Annotated in this window: 16 protein-coding genes; 14 read left to right on the plus strand and 2 right to left on the minus strand. The window is 75.6% G+C overall.

Annotation, left to right across the window (positions count from 1 at the left end; genetic code table 11):
- Positions 1–41: 41 nt before the first annotated feature.
- Both ACI8AF_RS05335 and menD read left to right on the plus strand, forming a co-directional pair.
- Positions 42–971: an o-succinylbenzoate synthase gene (locus ACI8AF_RS05335; protein WP_456538650.1), complete on the plus strand. Its 930-nt coding sequence runs from the start codon at positions 42–44 to the stop codon at positions 969–971.
- The gene (gene menD, locus ACI8AF_RS05340) at positions 968–2,665 is read left to right on the plus strand and encodes a 2-succinyl-5-enolpyruvyl-6-hydroxy-3-cyclohexene-1-carboxylic-acid synthase (protein WP_456538633.1); all 1,698 of its coding nucleotides are present in this window, start codon (positions 968–970) and stop codon (positions 2,663–2,665) included. The genes ACI8AF_RS05335 and menD overlap by 4 nt, the downstream gene beginning before the upstream one ends.
- Before the next feature lie 57 nt (positions 2,666–2,722).
- Here menD and ACI8AF_RS05345 read toward each other — a convergent pair whose 3' ends face one another.
- Both ACI8AF_RS05345 and ACI8AF_RS05350 read right to left on the minus strand, forming a co-directional pair.
- Positions 2,723–3,616 carry a DNA polymerase beta superfamily protein gene (locus tag ACI8AF_RS05345; RefSeq protein ID WP_456538634.1) on the minus strand — a complete coding sequence of 298 codons (894 nt, stop codon included), beginning with the start codon at positions 3,614–3,616 and terminating at the stop codon, positions 2,723–2,725.
- A 60-nt stretch (positions 3,617–3,676) separates the two neighbouring features.
- Positions 3,677–4,948, minus strand: a complete 1,272-nt coding sequence (locus tag ACI8AF_RS05350) for an isochorismate synthase (RefSeq protein WP_456538635.1) — start codon at positions 4,946–4,948, stop codon at positions 3,677–3,679.
- Between the two features lie 35 nt (positions 4,949–4,983).
- On the opposite strand from ACI8AF_RS05350, the gene ACI8AF_RS05355 reads away from it, so the two are divergent.
- From ACI8AF_RS05355 to nuoH, 12 genes are all read left to right on the plus strand, one after another.
- Positions 4,984–5,706, plus strand: coding sequence for a demethylmenaquinone methyltransferase (locus ACI8AF_RS05355; protein WP_456538636.1), 723 nt, complete (start codon positions 4,984–4,986; stop codon positions 5,704–5,706).
- Positions 5,707–5,715: 9 nt separating this feature from the next.
- Entirely contained in the window at positions 5,716–5,856 is a 141-nt protein-coding gene (locus ACI8AF_RS05360; RefSeq protein WP_456538637.1) for a hypothetical protein, read from the plus strand.
- Positions 5,857–5,866: 10 nt separating this feature from the next.
- Positions 5,867–6,520 carry a phosphoribosyltransferase gene (locus ACI8AF_RS05365; RefSeq protein WP_456538638.1) on the plus strand — a complete coding sequence of 218 codons (654 nt, stop codon included), beginning with the start codon at positions 5,867–5,869 and terminating at the stop codon, positions 6,518–6,520.
- A 179-nt stretch (positions 6,521–6,699) separates the two neighbouring features.
- Positions 6,700–7,977: a geranylgeranyl reductase family protein gene (locus ACI8AF_RS05370; RefSeq protein WP_456538639.1), complete on the plus strand. Its 1,278-nt coding sequence runs from the start codon at positions 6,700–6,702 to the stop codon at positions 7,975–7,977.
- 96 nt (positions 7,978–8,073) lie between these two features.
- Entirely contained in the window at positions 8,074–8,436 is a 363-nt protein-coding gene (locus ACI8AF_RS05375; RefSeq protein WP_456538640.1) for an NADH-quinone oxidoreductase subunit A, read from the plus strand.
- A 22-nt stretch (positions 8,437–8,458) separates the two neighbouring features.
- Entirely contained in the window at positions 8,459–9,151 is a 693-nt protein-coding gene (locus tag ACI8AF_RS05380; RefSeq protein WP_456538641.1) for a NuoB/complex I 20 kDa subunit family protein, read from the plus strand.
- Entirely contained in the window at positions 9,148–9,888 is a 741-nt protein-coding gene (locus ACI8AF_RS05385) for an NADH-quinone oxidoreductase subunit C (RefSeq protein WP_456538642.1), read from the plus strand. Before ACI8AF_RS05380 ends, ACI8AF_RS05385 begins: the two co-directional genes overlap by 4 nt.
- Positions 9,885–11,207, plus strand: a complete 1,323-nt coding sequence (locus ACI8AF_RS05390) for an NADH-quinone oxidoreductase subunit D (RefSeq protein ID WP_456538643.1) — start codon at positions 9,885–9,887, stop codon at positions 11,205–11,207. The genes ACI8AF_RS05385 and ACI8AF_RS05390 overlap by 4 nt, the downstream gene beginning before the upstream one ends.
- Positions 11,204–12,235 carry an NADH-quinone oxidoreductase subunit NuoE gene (gene nuoE / locus ACI8AF_RS05395; RefSeq protein ID WP_456538644.1) on the plus strand — a complete coding sequence of 344 codons (1,032 nt, stop codon included), beginning with the start codon at positions 11,204–11,206 and terminating at the stop codon, positions 12,233–12,235. The genes ACI8AF_RS05390 and nuoE overlap by 4 nt, the downstream gene beginning before the upstream one ends.
- A 4-nt stretch (positions 12,236–12,239) precedes the next feature.
- A complete protein-coding gene (gene nuoF / locus ACI8AF_RS05400; RefSeq protein WP_456538645.1) occupies positions 12,240–13,571 on the plus strand; it encodes an NADH-quinone oxidoreductase subunit NuoF in 1,332 nt (443 codons plus the stop codon).
- The gene (locus ACI8AF_RS05405) at positions 13,568–16,042 is read left to right on the plus strand and encodes an NADH-quinone oxidoreductase subunit G (RefSeq protein ID WP_456538646.1); all 2,475 of its coding nucleotides are present in this window, start codon (positions 13,568–13,570) and stop codon (positions 16,040–16,042) included. The genes nuoF and ACI8AF_RS05405 overlap by 4 nt, the downstream gene beginning before the upstream one ends.
- The coding region (gene nuoH, locus ACI8AF_RS05410; RefSeq protein WP_456538647.1) for an NADH-quinone oxidoreductase subunit NuoH at positions 16,039–17,430 on the plus strand (1,392 nt) is incomplete at its 3' end. The genes ACI8AF_RS05405 and nuoH, both read left to right, overlap by 4 nt.

The raw sequence follows: 17,430 nt of genomic DNA on the forward strand, positions 1-17,430 counted from the left end.
CTACGGGGGCGGCGGGGTCCTTTCGTACGCTGAGCGACGTGATGTCGGCGCAGGTGTACTCCGTGCCGATGCGCACCCGCTTCCGCGGCATCGACGTCCGCGACGGCGTGCTGGTGCACGGCCCGGCCGGCTGGGGCGAGTTCTCCCCGTTCTGGGACTACGACGTCGCCGAGAGCCGCCGCTGGTGGGCCGCCGCCGAGGAGGCCGCGGTGCACGGCTGGCCCGAGCCGGTCCGCGACGCCGTCCCGGTCAACGTCACCGTGCCCGCCGTCGACGCCGAGCGGGCGCACGCGATCGTGGCCGCCTCCGGCTGCCGCACCGCCAAGGTCAAGGTGGCCGAGCCGGGGCAGACGGCCGCCGACGACCTCGCGCGGGTCGAGGCGGTGCGCGACGCGCTCGGCCCGGCCGGCGCCGTCCGCGTCGACGCCAACGCCGCGTGGGACGTCGACACCGCGGTCGCGCGCATCACCGAGCTCGACCGGGCGGTGGGCCTGGAGTACGTCGAGCAGCCCTGCGCCGCCCTCGACGAGCTGGCCGCGCTGCGCCGGCGGACCGACGTGCGGGTGGCCGCCGACGAGGTCGTGCGCCGGTCGGCCGACCCGCTCGCCGTCGACCTGCGCGAGGCCTGCGACGTCGTCGTCCTCAAGGTGCAGCCGCTCGGCGGGGTGCGCGCGGCGCTGCGGGTCGCCGAGGCGCACGGCCTGCCGTGCGTGGTCTCCAGCGCCCTGGAGTCGTCGGTCGGGATCGCCGCCGGGGTCGCGCTGGCCGCGGCGCTGCCCGAGCTGCCGTTCGCCTGCGGCCTGGCCACCGTCGCGCTGTTCACCGAGGACGTCACCAGCGCGCCGCTGCTGCCGGTGGACGGCGTGCTGCCGGTCACCCGCCCGGAGCCCGACCGGCTGCCCGCCGTGGCCGCCGACCCGGCGACCGACGCCCGCTGGCGGGCCCGCCTCGACGCGGTGCGCGCCGCGTGAACCCGTCCACCGCGTTCGCCCGGGTCCTCGTCGACGAGCTGGTGCGCGGCGGCGTCACCGACGCCGTCCTCGCCCCCGGCTCGCGGTCGGCGCCGGTGGCGCTCGCCCTCGCCGCGGCCGAGCGGGCCGGCCGCGTGCGGCTGCACGTGCGCATCGACGAGCGGACGGCGGCGTTCCTGGCCCTCGGCCTGGCCAAGGCGTCGGGCCGCCCGGTGCCGGTGCTCACGACGTCGGGGACGGCGACCGCCCACCTGCACGCCGCCGTGCTCGAGGCCGACGCCAGCGGGGTGCCGCTGCTGGCGCTGACCGCCGACCGGCCGCCGGAGCTGCGCTCGACCGGCGCCAACCAGACCGTGGACCAGGTCGGGCTGTACGGCGGCGCGGTGCGCTGGGCCGCCGACGTCGGCGTGCCCGAGGCGGGGCGGGAGCACGCGCAGAACCGGTACTGGCGCTCGCTGGTGGCCAAGGCGCTGCTCGTCGCCACCGGCGCGCTGTCGGCCGAACCGGGGCCGGTGCACCTCAACCTCCCCTTCCGCGAGCCGCTGCTGCCCGACGGGGAGCCGCCCGCCGAGCCGGCCGGGCCGTGGGCGGGGCGCCCCGACGGGCGGCCGTGGACCGAGGCCGCCCTGGCGCCGGTCGCCGTGCGGTCGGCGCCGTCGGGGGTGCCGCGCACGCTGCTCATCGCCGGGGACGCGCCCGACGCGCTCGGCCGGGCCGCCGCGGTGCTCGCCGACGAGCGCGGGTGGCCGGTCGTGGCCGAGCCGAGCAGCGGCGCCTGGGGCGCGGGCGGCGCCGTGCGCTGCGGGCCGCTCGTGCTGGGGGTGCCGAGCTGGCTGGCGGAGCACCGCGCCGAGCGGGTCCTGGTCGTCGGCCGGCCGACGCTCTCCCGCCCGGTCTCGGCGCTGCTGGCCGACCCGTCGGTGCGCGTCGAGACGGTGGCCGCCAGCCCGCGTTGGGCCGACGCCCCGCGCAGCAGCGAGCTGGTCTCCGTCGGCACGGCGGTCGACCCGCCGGCCGAGGCGATGGCCGAGGGCTGGCGGACGGCGTGGGCCGATGCCGCCGCACGGGTCGGGGCCGCGGTCGACGCCGTCCTCGACGCCGCTCCCGGCCTGACCGGCGCCCGGCTGGCCCGCGACGTGCTGGCCGCGCTGCCGCCCGGGGCCCTGCTGGTGCTCGGCTCGTCGACACCGGTGCGCGACGTCGACCGCCTCGCCGTCCCCCGGGGCGACCTGACCGTGCTGGCCAACCGCGGGGTGGCCGGCATCGACGGCACCGTCTCCACCGCGCTGGGCGCCGCGCTGGCCCACGACGGCCCGGCGTTCGCCCTGCTCGGCGACCTCACGCTGCTGCACGACCTGACCGGCCTGCTCGGCGGCGAGGGCGAGCAGCTGCCCGACCTCGTCCTCGTCGTCCCCGACAACGACGGCGGCGGCATCTTCGCGCAGCTGGAGCCGGGCGAGGACCGGTACGCGGCCGACTACCGCCGGGTGTTCGGCACCCCGCACGGCCGCGACCTCGTCGCGGTGGCCCGCGCGCTGGGCTGGCCGGCGACCGTGGTGACGACGCCGGAGCAGCTGGCGCCGGCGCTGGCGGAGGGCGGTCCGCGGGTGGTCGTCGTCCGCACCGACCAGCGCGCCGAGGCGACGCTGGCCCGCGACCTGCGCGCGGCCGCCGCCGCGGCCCTCGGTCAGTAGCCCACCCCTGGCGAGATCACGCGATCTCGGCGCCGCAGCGCCGCTGACGTGCCGAGATCACGCGATCTCGGCGGAGGGAGCCTCCCAGAACGAGACGTAGGACCGGTGCAGCCAGCCGTCCACCCAGGCCCGGTCGGGCTCGGGCGGGACGGCGGAGCTGTGCTGCAGCGCGGTGAGCCGGGCCTCGGCGTCGGCGATCTGCTCCAGGACGTCGGCCAGCGCCACCTCGCCGCGGCGCACCGCCCGCAGCCGGGCGCGGTCGGGCTCCGGCAGGGGCAGGGTGATCCGGCCGGTGCTCAGCAGCTCCACGCCCTGCACGCCCAGGCGCAGCGCGTGCATCGCGAACTTCGAGTCGTAGCCGTGCGCCGCCACCAGCTCGGGCCGGTTGGTGTGCGCGCCCACGCCGCCGGTCATGGCCGCCCGCTGCGCCTGCAGGTAGCCGAGGAAGCGCGCGCCCGCCCGGCGCGAGACGAACCGGTCGGCGTGCGCCACCAGCTCGGCGCCGTGCTCGTCGCGGTGCACGACCTCCTCGTCGGGCACGAACAGCAGCAGCAGGATCGACGGGTTGCCGTCGCAGGCCAGCCGTGCCCACTTGCGCGCCGAGTAGACGACGACGTCGAGGTCGCCGGCGCCCGACCGGTTGGCCAGCCCGCCGGGGCGGTCCCACGCGGTGTGCCGGTGGTACTGCTCGAACGGCACGGTGGCCGTCGCGCCGACGCCGGCGGGCACACGGGCCAGGCCGGTGACGAACGCCGCCGGCTCCAGGCACAGGCCCATCTCGTCGCGGTCGTCCTGACCGTGGACCGACGTCCCGTGCACGCCCGACCCGACCTGCGCGCGCAGCACGGTGCCGGCCTCGGCGATCCGCCGCGCCTCCTCGGAGGCGTGCGGGTGGGCGAAGCCGGCGGGCAGCGAGCGGTCGCCGCGGATCACGGCGGGTCGGGCGGTCACCTGCGCACTGTGCCCCGGCGCCCCCGCCCACGTCGCGCCCTTTGCCGCCGATCGGCGGCCTCAGCCCTCCAGCGCGGCGCGGAAGGCGGCGAACTTCGCCTGGGTCTCGGCCAGCTCTGCCGCCGGGTCGGAGCCGGCGACGATGCCGCAGCCGGCGAACAGGCGGGCGCTGCACGGCTCGTCGGCGGTGATCTCCGCGCAGCGCAGGGCCAGGCCGAACTCGCCGTCGCCGCGGGCGTCGAGCCAGCCGACCGGGCCGGCGTAGCGGCCGCGGTCCATGCCCTCCAGCTCGCCGATCAGGGCGACCGCCTCGGCGGTGGGCGCCCCGCCGACGGCGGCGGTGGGGTGCACGGCACCGATCAGCTCGAGCAGCCCGGCCCGGCTGCTGCGCCGCTGCACCCCGTGGACGTCGGTGGCCAGGTGCCGGACGTTGGCCAGCGTCAGCAGCTCCGGCTCCGCGGGCGCCGACAGGTCGGTGCAGTACGGCTGCAGCGCGCGGACCAGCGACTCCACCGCGAACGCGTGCTCGGCGCGGTCCTTGCGCGACGCCAGCAGCTCCGCGGCCAGCCGCTGGTCCTCGGCGCCCGCGCCGCGCGGGGCGGTGCCGGCCAGCACCCGGGCCGACAGCTCGCGGCCGGTGCGGCGCAGCAGCAGCTCGGGCGTCGCGCCGAGCAGCCCGTCGACGGCGAAGGTCCAGCAGCCGGGGAAGCGAGCGGCGAGCCGGCGCAGCAGCCGGCGGGGGTCGAGCGGCACGTCGGAGGTGACCAGCAGGTCACGGGCGAGCACGACCTTGGCCAGGTCGCCGGCCGTGATCCGCTCGACGGCGGTGGCGACGGCGGCGCTCCACCGCACCGGGTCCAGCGCGCCGTCGGCGTAGCGCAGGCGGCCCGGGTCGCCGTCGTCGGCGGCCGACCGGGTGGCCGCGGCGGCCAGCGCCCGCCGCGGGTCGGCCCCCTGCGCCGTCGTCACCCAGGCGACGCCGTCCCGCCGGCCGACGACGACCTCGGGGACGACGAACACCGACGTCCCGGCCACCGGGTCGAACGCGACGGAGGCGAACAGCACCGGGCCCGAGCCGGGGACGGCGAGGCGGTCGTCGACCACCGCGCCGGCGGTGTAGCCGGCCCACCACCGGGCCGCCTCGGCCAGCGCGCCGGGTCCGGCCACCTCGAGCCGGGCCGCCTCACCCCAGCCGACCAGCCCCTCGCCGTGGCGCACCCAGGACAGCGCGCCCTCGGACGGCAGCGCGTCGAGCAGCGCCGGCGCGCCCTCCAGCCGGACGGACGCGAACGCGCGCGCGGCCTCCGGCGAGGTCACGGCGGCCGCTGTCACGGGGCCAGCGTATGAGCACGGGTAGCGTCGCCGCCGTGGGAGACCGGGGAGAGACCGCGCACACCGCCGGTGTGCGGGCCGGGCTGGACAAGCAGCCGGCCGAGGTCGCCGCCATGTTCGACCGGGTCGCGCGCCGCTACGACCTCACCAACACGGTGCTCTCCGGCGGCCGCGACGCCGCCTGGCGGCGGGCCACCCGCGAGGCGCTCGACCCGCGTCCCGGCCAGGTCGTCCTCGACGTCGCGGCGGGGACGGCGGTCTCGACGGTGGAGCTGGCCGCCGGCGGGGCGACGGCGATCGCGCTCGACTTCTCCCAGGGGATGCTGCACGCCGGCGCCGGCCGGCCGGTGCCCAAGGTGGCCGGCGACGCGATGGCGCTCCCGCTGGCCGACCAGAGCGTCGACGGCGTCGTCATCTCCTTCGGCCTGCGCAACGTCGCCGACCCCGACGCCGCGCTGCGCGAGTTCCACCGGGTCACCCGCCCGGGCGGCACGCTGGTCGTCTGCGAGTTCTCCAGCCCCACCTGGGCGCCGTTCCGCACCGTCTACACCGAGTACCTGATGCGGGCGCTGCCGCGCATCGCGCGCACGGTGAGCAGCAACCCCGACGCCTACGTCTACCTGGCGGAGTCGATCCGCGCCTGGCCCGACCAGCCGGCGCTCGCCGCCCGGCTGCAGGGGGCCGGCTGGTCCGACGTCGCCTGGCGCGACCTCACCGGCGGCATCGTCGCGCTGCACCGGGGCCGACGCCGGGACTAGCGTTCCGGCATGACGATGCCGCCGCCGGAGCCGTCGCCCACGCCGCAGCCGCCGACGCCGATCGACCCGCTGCCGCCGCCCGAGCCCGCGCCCGTGCCGAGCCCGACCGACCCGATCGCCCCGCCGCCGTCGGGACCGCAGCCGGTCTGACCCCGGCGTCATGGCGCGCAGGCCGTTCGCCGACCGGCGCGACGCCGGCCGCGCGCTCGGCGCCGCCCTCGCCGCGCGGCTGGGCGAGCCGGCGGACGCCGTCGTCCTCGGCCTGCCGCGCGGGGGCGTGGTCGTCGCCGCCGAGGTGGCGGCCGCGCTGAGCGCGCCGCTGGACGTGGTCGCGGTCCGCAAGCTGGGCCTGCCGTGGCAGCCCGAGCTGGCCATGGGGGCGATCGCCGCCGCTGGGGACGCCGTCGAGGCCGTGCGCACCGAGGCCGTCCTCGCCCGGGTGGACGTCGACCCGGCCGACTTCGCCGCCGTCCGCGAGCGGGAACTGGCCGAGCTGCGCCGCCGGGAGCAGGCCTACCGCGCCGGCCGCGACCCCCTCCCGCTCGCCGGCCGCACCGTCGTCGTGGTGGACGACGGCCTGGCCACCGGGGCCACCATGCGGGCCGCCGTCGCCGCGGTCCGCCGCTCGGCGCCCGCCCGGGTGGTGGTCGCCGTCCCCGTCGGTTCCCCGCACACCTGCGCCGACCTGGCCGCGCTCGTCGACGACGTGGTCTGCCTCTGGGCCCCCGAGGGCTTCTCGGCGGTCGGCCAGGGCTACGGGGACTTCGGCGCGACCACCGACGCCGAGGTCGTGGCGGCCCTCTCCCGCCGCTGACCGGGCCCGATGCGGCCGGGGCCGGGAACGGCCGGACGTCCGGCGCGGCACCAAGCGGTAACGGTTCCCGGGGCCCGCTGTCATCTTCCACACATGTCGGCCTAGACTCGGGACAGCAGACTTTGTGAAGCTTTTCACAAAGTCCGGGGAGACCCTCCGAGCCGGGAGAAGGGGTTGCCGTGCCGACGGACGGACGCGCGCCGCTGCGCGCCGACGTGGTCGTCGTGGGCGCGGGTCCCGCCGGCTCGGCGGCGGCGTGGGCACTGGCCACCGCCGGCCTCGACGTCGTCGTCCTGGAGAAGTCGCCGTTCCCCCGCGAGAAGGTCTGCGGCGACGGGCTCACGCCGCGGGGGGTCAAGGCCCTCGACGACATGGGCATCGACACCTCACCGGCGGCCGGCTGGGTCCGGCACAAGGGCCTGCGCGTCTTCGGTGGCGGCGAGGTGGTCGAGGTCGACTGGCCGCAGCTCGACCGCTGGCCCGGCTACGGCCTCATCCGCTCGCGCCGCGACCTCGACGCGGTGCTGGCCGCGCACGCCGCCGCGGCCGGCGCCCGGGTGCACCACGAGGTCACCGTCACCGAGCCGCTGCTCGACGACGCCGGCCGGGTGGCCGGGGTGCGCGCGCAGGTCGGCGCGGGCAAGGAGCCCGCCGGGTGGCGCGCCCCGCTGGTGATCTCCGCCGAGGGGCTCTCCGGCCGGCTGGCCAAGTCGCTGGGGCTGGTCCGCCGCGAGGACCGGCCGCTCGGCGTCGCCGTCCGCCGGTACGTCGCGACGCCGCGGACCCACGACGACTACCTCGACATCTCCTTCGACCTGACCGCCGACGGCCCGGACGCCGACTCGATGCCCGGCTACGGCTGGTCGTTCGGCATGGGCGACGGGACGGCGAACGTCGGCTTCGGCCTGCTCGACACCCGCCGGTCGGGGGAGACCGACCACCGGGCGGTCTTCCGCCGCTGGGTCGAGACGCTCCCGCCGGAGTGGCAGCTGGGGGAGGAGCACGCCGTCACCCCGGTGCGCGGTGCCGGGCTGCCGATGGCGCTCAACCGCGGCCCGGCGTACACACGCGGGCTGCTGCTGGCCGGCGACGCCGCCGGCACGGTCAACCCGTTCAACGGCGAGGGCATCAGCTACGCGATGGAGACCGGCCTGCTGGCGGCCGAGACCGCCGCGGCGGCGCTCGCCCGCCCGGCCGGCCCGGCGCGCGAGGCGGTGCTGCGCCGCTACCCCGAGCGGCTGCGCGCCGAGTACGGCGCCCACCACCGCCTGGGCATGGGGTTCCTCGCCCTGCTGGCCCGCCCCGACCTGGTCCGCTTCGCCACCGCGCACGGACTCAAGCGACCGGCGCTGGTCCGCGGCGCGCTGCGGCTGATGGGCAACCTGAGCGACGGGCGGCACGGCGACGGCGTCGACCGCGCGCTCGCCGTCCTGCACCGGCTGGCCCCGGCGGTCTGACGTGTCCCATCTCACAGTACGGACACATGTCGACACGCTGCGTGCACACCTGGCCGTTTACCGGAACGTGATCGACCTCACCGTAGGGTGCCGCTGATGCTCTCGACCTACGTCCCGATCGTCGGGCTCTTCGCGCTGGCCGCGGCGTTCGCGCTGTTCTCGGTGACCGTCGCCCCGTTCGTGGGGCCCCGGCGGTTCAACCGGGCGAAGCTCGAGGCCTACGAGTGCGGGATCGAACCGGTCGACCAGCCGCTCAACGGCGGCCGGTTCCCGGTCCGCTACTACCTGACGGCGATGCTCTTCATCGTCTTCGACATCGAGATCGTCTTCCTCTACCCCTGGGCGGTCGCCAACGACGCCCTCGGGCTGTTCGGGCTGGTCGAGATGGTCGTCTTCATCGCCACCGTCTTCCTCGCCTACGCCTACGTCTGGCGTCGCGGCGGGCTGGACTGGGACTGAGCCACCGGGAAGGGCATCTGACATGGGTCTCGAGGAAAAGCTCCCCGGCGGCGTCCTGCTGACGACCGTCGAGAAGCTCGTGAACTGGACGCGCAAGTCCTCGCTGTGGCCGGCGACCTTCGGCCTGGCCTGCTGCGCGATCGAGATGATGGCCACCGGCGCCGGCCGCTACGACCTGGCCCGGTTCGGCATGGAGGTCTTCCGCGCCTCGCCGCGGCAGGCCGACCTGATGATCGTCGCCGGCCGGGTGAGCCAGAAGATGGCGCCGGTCCTGCGCCAGATCTACGACCAGATGCCCGAGCCGCGCTGGGTGCTGGCCATGGGCGTGTGCGCCAGCTCCGGCGGCATGTTCAACAACTACGCGGTGGTGCAGGGCGTCGACCACATCGTCCCGGTGGACATGTACCTGCCGGGCTGCCCGCCGCGGCCGGAGATGCTCACCGACGCCATCCTCAAGCTGCACCACAAGATCATGAACGAGCCGCTCGGCCCGAAGCGCGCCCGCCAGCTGGCCCGCGAGCAGGAGGAGGGCACCGCCAAGGAGCTGCACGTCGAGATGCCCTCCACCGTGCGCGCGAACAAGGACCTGCGCCGCGCGTACGAGGAGGCCGCGGCCGAGGGCCGCACCGGCCAGTTCATGCTCGACCAGCGCAACGGCAACGCCGTGCTGCTGCCGGAGGAGCGACCGACCGGCATGGGGAAGGCCTGGCGATGACGGGTCCCGGCGACCGCAGCGGGCGCGAGGAGGCGTCGCAGGGCGCGAGCGCCCCGAGCGGCGGCTTCCGCAAGGGCGCCTTCGGCGTCAGCGGCAGCGGTGACACCTCCGGCTTCGGCGGCCTGGTGCGCGTCGAGCCGGGGGGCGCCGTCGCCCTGCACTCGACCGACCGGCCCTACGGCGGCTACTTCGACGAGGTCACCGACGCGCTGATCGAGGCCGTCGGCCAGTCCACCTACGACGCCGCGGTGCAGCGGGTGCTCGTCGACCGCGGCGAGATCACCTACTTCGTGCACCGGGAGCACCTGCTCACCCTCGTCGCCGCGCTCCGCGACGACGAGGCGCTGCGCTTCGAGCTGCTCTCCAGCGTCTCCGGCGTCGACTACCTCGACAGCGGCGGCCCGGTGGCCACGCCCGACCGCCCGCGGCTGCACGCCGTCTACCACCTGACCTCGATGACCTACCGCCGCCGGATCCGGCTGGAGGTCGCCGTGACCGCCGAGGACCCGCACATCCCCTCGGTCACCGGCATCTACCCGACGGCGGACTGGCACGAGCGGGAGACCTTCGACATGTTCGGGATTGTCTTCGACGGCCACCCGTCGCTGACCCGGATCCTCATGCCCGACGACTGGGACGGCCACCCCCAGCGCAAGGACTACCCGCTCGGCGGCGTCCCCGTGGAGTACCACGGCGCCGTCATCCCGCCGCCGGACACGCGGAGGAGCTACCGATGACCACCACGTCCGACCCGTACGCCGGCTCCCGGGAGACCACCGAGGGCCGCGTCTACACCGTCACCGGCGGGGACTGGGACGCCACCCTCGGCGCCGACCCGCACGAGGACGAGCGGCTCGTGGTCAACCTCGGCCCGCAGCACCCGTCGACCCACGGCGTGCTGCGGCTGGTGCTCGACCTCGAGGGGGAGACGGTCACCAAGGCGCGGGTGGTGATCGGCTACCTGCACACCGGGATCGAGAAGAACACCGAGTACCGCACCTGGACCCAGGGCACGACCTTCGTGACCCGGATGGACTACCTGGCCCCGCTGTTCAACGAGGCCGCCTACTGCCTGGCCGTCGAGAAGCTGCTCGGGATCGAGGCCCCGCCGCGGGCCCAGACGATCCGCGTGCTGGTCATGGAGCTCAACCGGATCGCCTCGCACCTGGTCGCGCTCGCCACCGGCGGCATGGAGCTCGGCGCGCTCACCGGCATGACCAACGGCTTCCGCGAGCGGGAGATCGTCCTCGACCTGCTCGAGGAGATCACCGGGCTGCGGATGAACCACGCCTACATCCGCCCCGGTGGCCTGGCACAGGACCTGCCCGAGAGCGCCGAGGCGTCGATCCGGGAGTTCCTGCGGATCTTCCCCGCGCGGGTGGCCGGCCTGCACAAGCTGCTCACCGGGCAGCCGATCTGGCAGCGCCGGCTCAAGGACGTCGGCTACCTCGACGTGACCGGCTGCGTCGCGCTGGGCGTCACCGGCCCGATCCTGCGCGCCGCCGGCCTGCCCTGGGACCTGCGCAAGGTCGAGCCCTACCTCGGCTACGAGACCTACGACTTCGAGGTCCCGACCGCCGACACCTCCGACGCCTGGGGCCGCTACCTGGTGCGCGTCGCCGAGATCGGCGAGTCGCTCAAGCTGATCGAGCAGGCCCTGGACCGGCTCGAGCCCGGCCCCGTCATGGTCGAGGACCGCAAGGTCGCCTGGCCCGCCCAGCTCTCGCTCGGCGCCGACGGCATGGGCAACTCCCTCGACCACGTCCGGCACATCATGGGCCAGTCCATGGAGGCCCTGATCCACCACTTCAAGCTGGTCACCGAGGGCTTCCGGGTGCCCGCCGGGCAGGTCTACGTGCCGATCGAGTCGCCCCGCGGGGAGCTCGGCTACCACGTGGTCAGCGACGGCAGCACCCGCCCGTGGCGCGTGCACGTGCGCGAACCCAGCTTCGTCAACCTGCAGGCGACGGCGGCGATGAGCGAGGGCGGCATGATCGCCGACGTCATCGCGGCCATCGCCTCGATCGACCCCGTGATGGGGGGAGTGGACCGATGAGCGCCCTTCCCGGTTCGGCCGAGGGGACGGCGGTCACCGGGCTGGACTCCAGCCCGGTGGAGCCGGCCCCCGCCGACCTCCCGCCGATCCCCGAGCGCGCGGTGGCCGAGGCCGCCGAGATCATCGCCCGCTACCCGGTGCCGCGGTCGGCGCTGCTGCCGATGCTGCACCTGGTGCAGAGCTACCAGGGCTACGTCTCGCCCGAGGGCGTCGCGTTCTGCGCCGAGCAGCTCCACCTGACGATGGCCGAGGTCGGCGCGGTCGCGACCTTCTACACGATGTACAAGCGCCGCCCGACCGGCCGGCACCTGGTCAGCGTGTGCACCAACACGCTGTGCGCCGTCCTCGGCGGCCAGCGGATCTTCGACGCGCTGTGCCAGGACCTCGGCGTCCACCACGACGAGACCGCCGCCGACGGCTCGATCACCCTCGAGCACGCCGAGTGCCTCGCCGCCTGCGACTACGCCCCCGTCGTCACGGTCGACTACGAGTTCTACGACCAGCAGGACGTGGAGAGCGCCCGCGAGCTGGTGGCGGCGCTGCGGCGCGGGGACAAGCCGCATCCCACCCGCGGCGCCCCGCTGACCGACTTCCGCGGCATCTCCCGGCAGCTGGCCGGCTTCTCGCAGTACGACGACGCCGCGCGCGACGCCGCGGTCGACGCCCCCGGCGAGTACGGGCCGACGCTGATCGGCGTCCGGCTGGCCGCCCAGCGCGGCGAGGCCGCGCCGTTCCTGCCCGGCGCGGAGAAGCCGGAGGACAGCCGCGAACGGCTGGTCGGGGAGCCCCGGTCGGCCACGCGCCCCACCGGCCAGACGGGGGAGACGCCGGAGAAGGAGGCCGCCGACGCCCGCGTCGCCGCGGCCGACAACCCCGCCGAGCGCGCCGGCGCCGCGCAGGCGCACCCCGACCAGGGCGCCGAGTACGGCCGCCGCCGCACGTCGAACCGGCGCGCCCGCCGCGGCACCGACACACCCGCCGGCACCGAGCCCGGCACCTCCGGCCAGGGCCCGCAGAAGGAGGCCTGACGAGATGCCCCTCGCCCCCGTCCTCACCGCCCGCTGGGACGCCGACAGGTCCTGGCGGCTGTCGACCTACGAGTCCCTCGACGGCTACGTCGGCCTGCGCAAGGCGCTGACGATGACGCCCGACGAGCTCGTCACGATGGTCAAGGACTCCGGCCTGCGCGGCCGCGGCGGCGCCGGCTTCCCGACCGGCATGAAGTGGAGCTTCATCCCGCAGCCCAAGCCGGGGGAGACCCCGACCGGCCCGGCGGCGATGCCCAAGTACCTCGTGGTCAACGCCGACGAGGGCGAGCCGGGCACCTGCAAGGACCTGCCGCTGATGATGGCCGACCCGCACTCCCTCATCGAGGGCGTGATCATCGCGTCGTACGCCATCCGCTCGCACTTCGCCGCCATCTACGTGCGCGGCGAGGCCGTGCACGCCCACCGCCGGCTGGTCAGCGCGGTCGAGGAGGCCTACGCCGCCGGCTACCTGGGGCGCGACGTCCTGGGGTCGGGCTACGACCTCGAGCTGGTCGTGCACGCCGGCGCCGGCGCGTACATCTGCGGCGAGGAGACCGCGCTGCTCGACTCGCTGGAGGGCTACCGCGGCCAGCCCCGGCTCAAGCCGCCGTTCCCCGCGGTCGCCGGTCTCTACGGCGCGCCCACGGTGATCAACAACGTGGAGACGCTGGCCAGCGTGCCGTTCATCGTCCGGGGCGGCGCCGACTGGTTCAAGGAGTTCGGCCCGGAGAAGTCGCCCGGCCCGAAGATCTACTCGCTGTCCGGCCGCGTCGTCCGCCCCGGCCAGTACGAGGCGCCCATGGGGACGACGATGCGCGAGCTGCTCGAGATGGCCGGCGGCATCCGCCCCGGGCACGAGCTGAAGTTCTGGACGCCGGGCGGGTCCTCGACGCCGTACTTCACCGCCGAGCACCTCGACGTCCCGCTCGACTTCGACTCCGTCGCCGCCGCGGGCTCGATGCTCGGCACCACCGCGCTCATGGTCTTCGACGAGACCGACTCGATCGTCGAGGCGACGCTGCGGTTCACCGAGTTCTACGCGCACGAGAGCTGCGGCAAGTGCACCCCGTGCCGCGAGGGGACCTACTGGCTGGTCCAGATCCTCGAGCGGCTGGTGCACGGCAGGGGGACGGCGGCCGACCTCGACCTGCTGACCGACACCTGCGACAACATCCTCGGCCGCTCCTTCTGCGCCCTGGGCGACGGCGCGACCAGCTGCATCGCCAGCTCGCTGAAGTACTTCCGCGACGAGTACGTCGCCCTGCTGCCCCCGGAGGAGCAGGCCCGCCTGGGCCGCTCGCTCCCGATCGAGCCCGTGAAGGTCGGTGCCGCATGACCGTCACACCCGCCAGCCCCCAGCCGGCGCCCGCCGTGCCCCCGGGCGCGCCGGGCCCGCACACCCCGCCGGACGCCGTGCACTGCACCATCGACGGCTTCGACGTCGCCGTCCCCAAGGGCACGCTGATCATCCGGGCCGCCGAGATGATCGGTGTGCAGATCCCGCGGTTCTGCGACCACCCGCTGCTCGAGCCGGTCGGCGCCTGCCGGCAGTGCCTGGTCGAGGTGGAGGGCCAGCGCAAGCCGGTGGCCTCCTGCACCATGCCGGTGACCGAGGGCATGGTCGTGAAGACGCAGCTCTCCAGCGACGTCGCCGACAAGGCGCAGCAGGGCACGATGGAGCTGCTGCTCATCAACCACCCGCTGGACTGCCCGGTCTGCGACAAGGGCGGCGAGTGCCCGCTGCAGAACCAGGCCATGAGCAACGGCCGCGCCGAGAGCCGGTTCGTCGACGTCAAGCGGACCTACCCCAAGCCGCTGCCGATTTCCTCGCAGGTGCTGCTCGACCGCGAGCGCTGCGTGCTCTGCGCCCGCTGCACCCGCTTCTCCGACCAGGTGGCCGGCGACCCGTTCATCGAGCTGTTCGAGCGGGGCGCGCTGCAGCAGGTCGCGATCTACGAGGACGAGCCGTTCGAGTCCTACTTCTCCGGCAACACCACGCAGATCTGCCCGGTCGGCGCGCTCACCAGCGCCGCCTACCGCTTCCGCGCCCGACCGTTCGACCTGCGCAGCGAGGACAGCGTCTGCGAGCACTGCGCCTCGGGCTGCGCCCAGCGCACCGACTACCGGCGCGGCAAGGTGCAGCGCCGGCTGGCCGGTGAGGACCCCGCGGTCAACGAGGAGTGGAACTGCGACAAGGGGCGCTACGCGTTCCGCTACGCCACGTCCAACGACCGGCTCACCACCCCGCTGGTCCGGCGGGACGGCGTGCTCGAGCCCGCCTCCTGGCCCGAGGCGTGGGCCGCGGCGGCCGAGGGCCTGGCCCAGGCGCGGGCCGAGGGCGGCGTCGGCGTCCTCCCGGGCGGCCGGCTGACCCTCGAGGACGCCTACGCCTACGCGAAGTTCGCCCGCCTCGCGCTGCACACCAACGACGTCGACGCCCGCGCCCGCGCGCACTCGCGCGAGGAGCTGGCCTTCCTCGAGGCCGAGATCGCCGGCACCGGCCCGTGGACCGGCGGGGTCACCTACGACGACCTGGCCGCCGCGCCCGCCGTCCTGCTCGTGGCCTTCGAGCCCGAGGAGGAGTCGCCGATCGTCTTCCTGCGGCTGCGGAAGGCGGTGCGCACCCGCCGCCTGCCGGTCTTCGACCTGGCGCCGTTCGCCACCCGCGCGGCGGAGAAGCTGCAGGCGACCGTGCTCACCACGCTGCCCGGGCAGGAGGCCCGCTCGCTGGCCGCCCTGGCCGACGGCTCGTGGGGCGGCGCGGCGGTCGAGGCGCTCCGGCGGCCCGGCGCGGTCGTGCTGGCCGGTGAGCGGCTGGCCGAGGCGCCCGGCGGGTTCGCCGCCGTCGCCGAGCTGGCCCGCGCCACCGGCGCCCGCGTCGGCTGGGTGCCGCGGCGGGCCGGCGAGCGCGGCGCGGTCGAGGCCGGCGCGCTGCCGAGCCTGCTGCCCGGCGGCCGCAGCGTCGCCGACCCTGTCGCCCGCGCCGACGTCGCCGCCCGGTGGGCCGTCGACCCGGCCGAGATGCCGGCCACCCCCGGCCGCGACCTGACCGGGATCCTCACCGCCGTCCGCGACGGGGAGCTGGCCGGCCTGCTGGTCGGCGGCGTGGACCCCGCCGACCTGCCCGACCCGGCGCTGGCCGCCGAGGCGCTGGCGGCCGCGGGCTTCGTGGTGAGCCTGGAGGTGTTCCCCAGCGCGGTCACCGAGGTCGCCGACGTCGTCCTGCCGGTGGCCACGGCCCCGGAGAAGGCCGGTACCTACCTCGACTGGGAGGGCCGGGCCCGCCCGTTCGACGCCACCCTGCACGGCACCGGTCAGCTGACCGACGGCCGGGTGCTGCACGGCCTGGCCGACGAGCTGGGCGTCTTCCTCGGCCTGCCCGACGTCGAGGTGGCCCGCGCCGAGCTCGCCGCGCTGGGTGCCGCGCGCAGCGGCGAGGCCGTCCTGCCCGCGCCGACCGCGCCGGCCGGCGTCGAGCTCGCCGAGGACGAGGCGCTGCTGGCCTCCTGGCGGCAGCTGCTCGACGTCGGCACGCTGCAGCGCGACGAGCCGAACCTGGCCGGCACCGCCCGCCCGCCGGTGGCGCGGCTGGGCAAGGACGCCGCCCGCCGGCTCGGTCTGGCCGACGGCGACCGGCTCACCGTGACCGGCGCGGCCGGCTCGGTCAGCCTGCCGGTGCGGATCACCGACATGCCCGACCAGGTCGTCTGGCTGCCGATGCGGTCACCGGGCAGCGAGGTCCGCACGCAGCTGGGCACGGCGCCCGGCGGCGTCGTGAAGCTCTCGGTCGCAGGGGGTGCGGCGTGAACCTGCTCGCGGCGGAGAACCAGCCGACGCTGGAGGACTTCGGGCACGACGTCTGGTGGATCGTGCTCGTCAAGATCGTCGGGATCTTCGTGGTCCTGGTCGTGATGACGCTGTTCGCCATCGTCTTCGAGCGCAAGGTCGTCGCCCGCATGCAGCAGCGGATCGGCCCCAACCGGGTCGGCCCCCGCGGCTACCTGCAGAGCCTGGCCGACGGCCTGAAGCTGGCGTTCAAGGAAGACATCATGCCGGCGCTGGCCGACAAGCCGGTCTACTTCCTGGCCCCGGTGATCGCCGCCGTCCCGGCGTTCCTCGCCTTCTCGGTGATCCCGCTCGGCCCGACGGTGAGCATCTTCGGCGAGCGCACCCCGCTGCAGCTCACCGACGCCCCCATCGGCGTGCTCGTCGTCCTCGCCTGCTCGGCCATGGGCGTGTACGGCATCGTGCTGGCCGGCTGGGCCTCCGGCTCGACCTACCCGCTGCTCGGTGGCCTGCGCAGCGCGGCGCAGATGGTCAGCTACGAGATCGCGATGGGCCTGTCGATCGTCGCGGTGTTCCTCTACGCCGGCACGATGTCGACGTCGGAGATCGTCGCGGCGCAGGCCGACGGCAACGAGCTGAACTTCTTCGGCGCCTCGTTCACCGGCCCGAGCTGGTTCGCCGTCCTGCTGCCGGTCTCGTTCGTCATCTACTGCATCGCCGTGGTGGGCGAGACCAACCGCGCGCCGTTCGACCTCCCCGAGGCCGAGAGCGAGCTCGTCGGCGGCTTCCACACCGAGTACTCGTCGCTGAAGTTCGCGCTGTTCTTCCTCGCCGAGTACATCAACATGGTCACCGTCTCGGCGCTGGCCGCCACGCTGTTCCTCGGCGGCTGGCGGGCGCCGTGGCCGATCTCGATCTGGGACGGCGCCAACACCGGCTGGTGGCCGATGCTGTGGTTCTTCCTCAAGGTCGCCGCCGCGCTGTTCGTCTTCATCTGGCTGCGCGGCACCCTGCCCCGGCTGCGCTACGACCAGTTCATGCGCTTCGGCTGGAAGGTGCTCGTCCCGGTCGCGCTGGTGTGGATCCTCGCGGTGGCGGCGATCCGCACCATCTCCCGCGAGGCCGACCTGGAGACCGGCGAGGTGGCGCTCTACGTCGGCGTCCCCATCGCGATCCTCGTCCTGCTGGGCCTCCTGGTCGCCGGCCGGGTGAGCAACGCCGGGGCCCGCACGATGGCCGCCGCCGCGGCCGCCGGCTCGGTGCACGCCACCGAGCCGGAACCCGAGCCGCAGGTGCTGCCCCCGACCGGGCCGCGCCGGCGCTCCAGCGGCCCCAGCCGCTCCGAGGGCGGCTTCCCGATCCCGCCCATGGACCTCGTCGTCCCGCCGTCGCCGCGGCTGCGCAGCCGC

The sequence above is a fragment of the Blastococcus sp. SYSU D00669 genome (assembly GCF_054050715.1).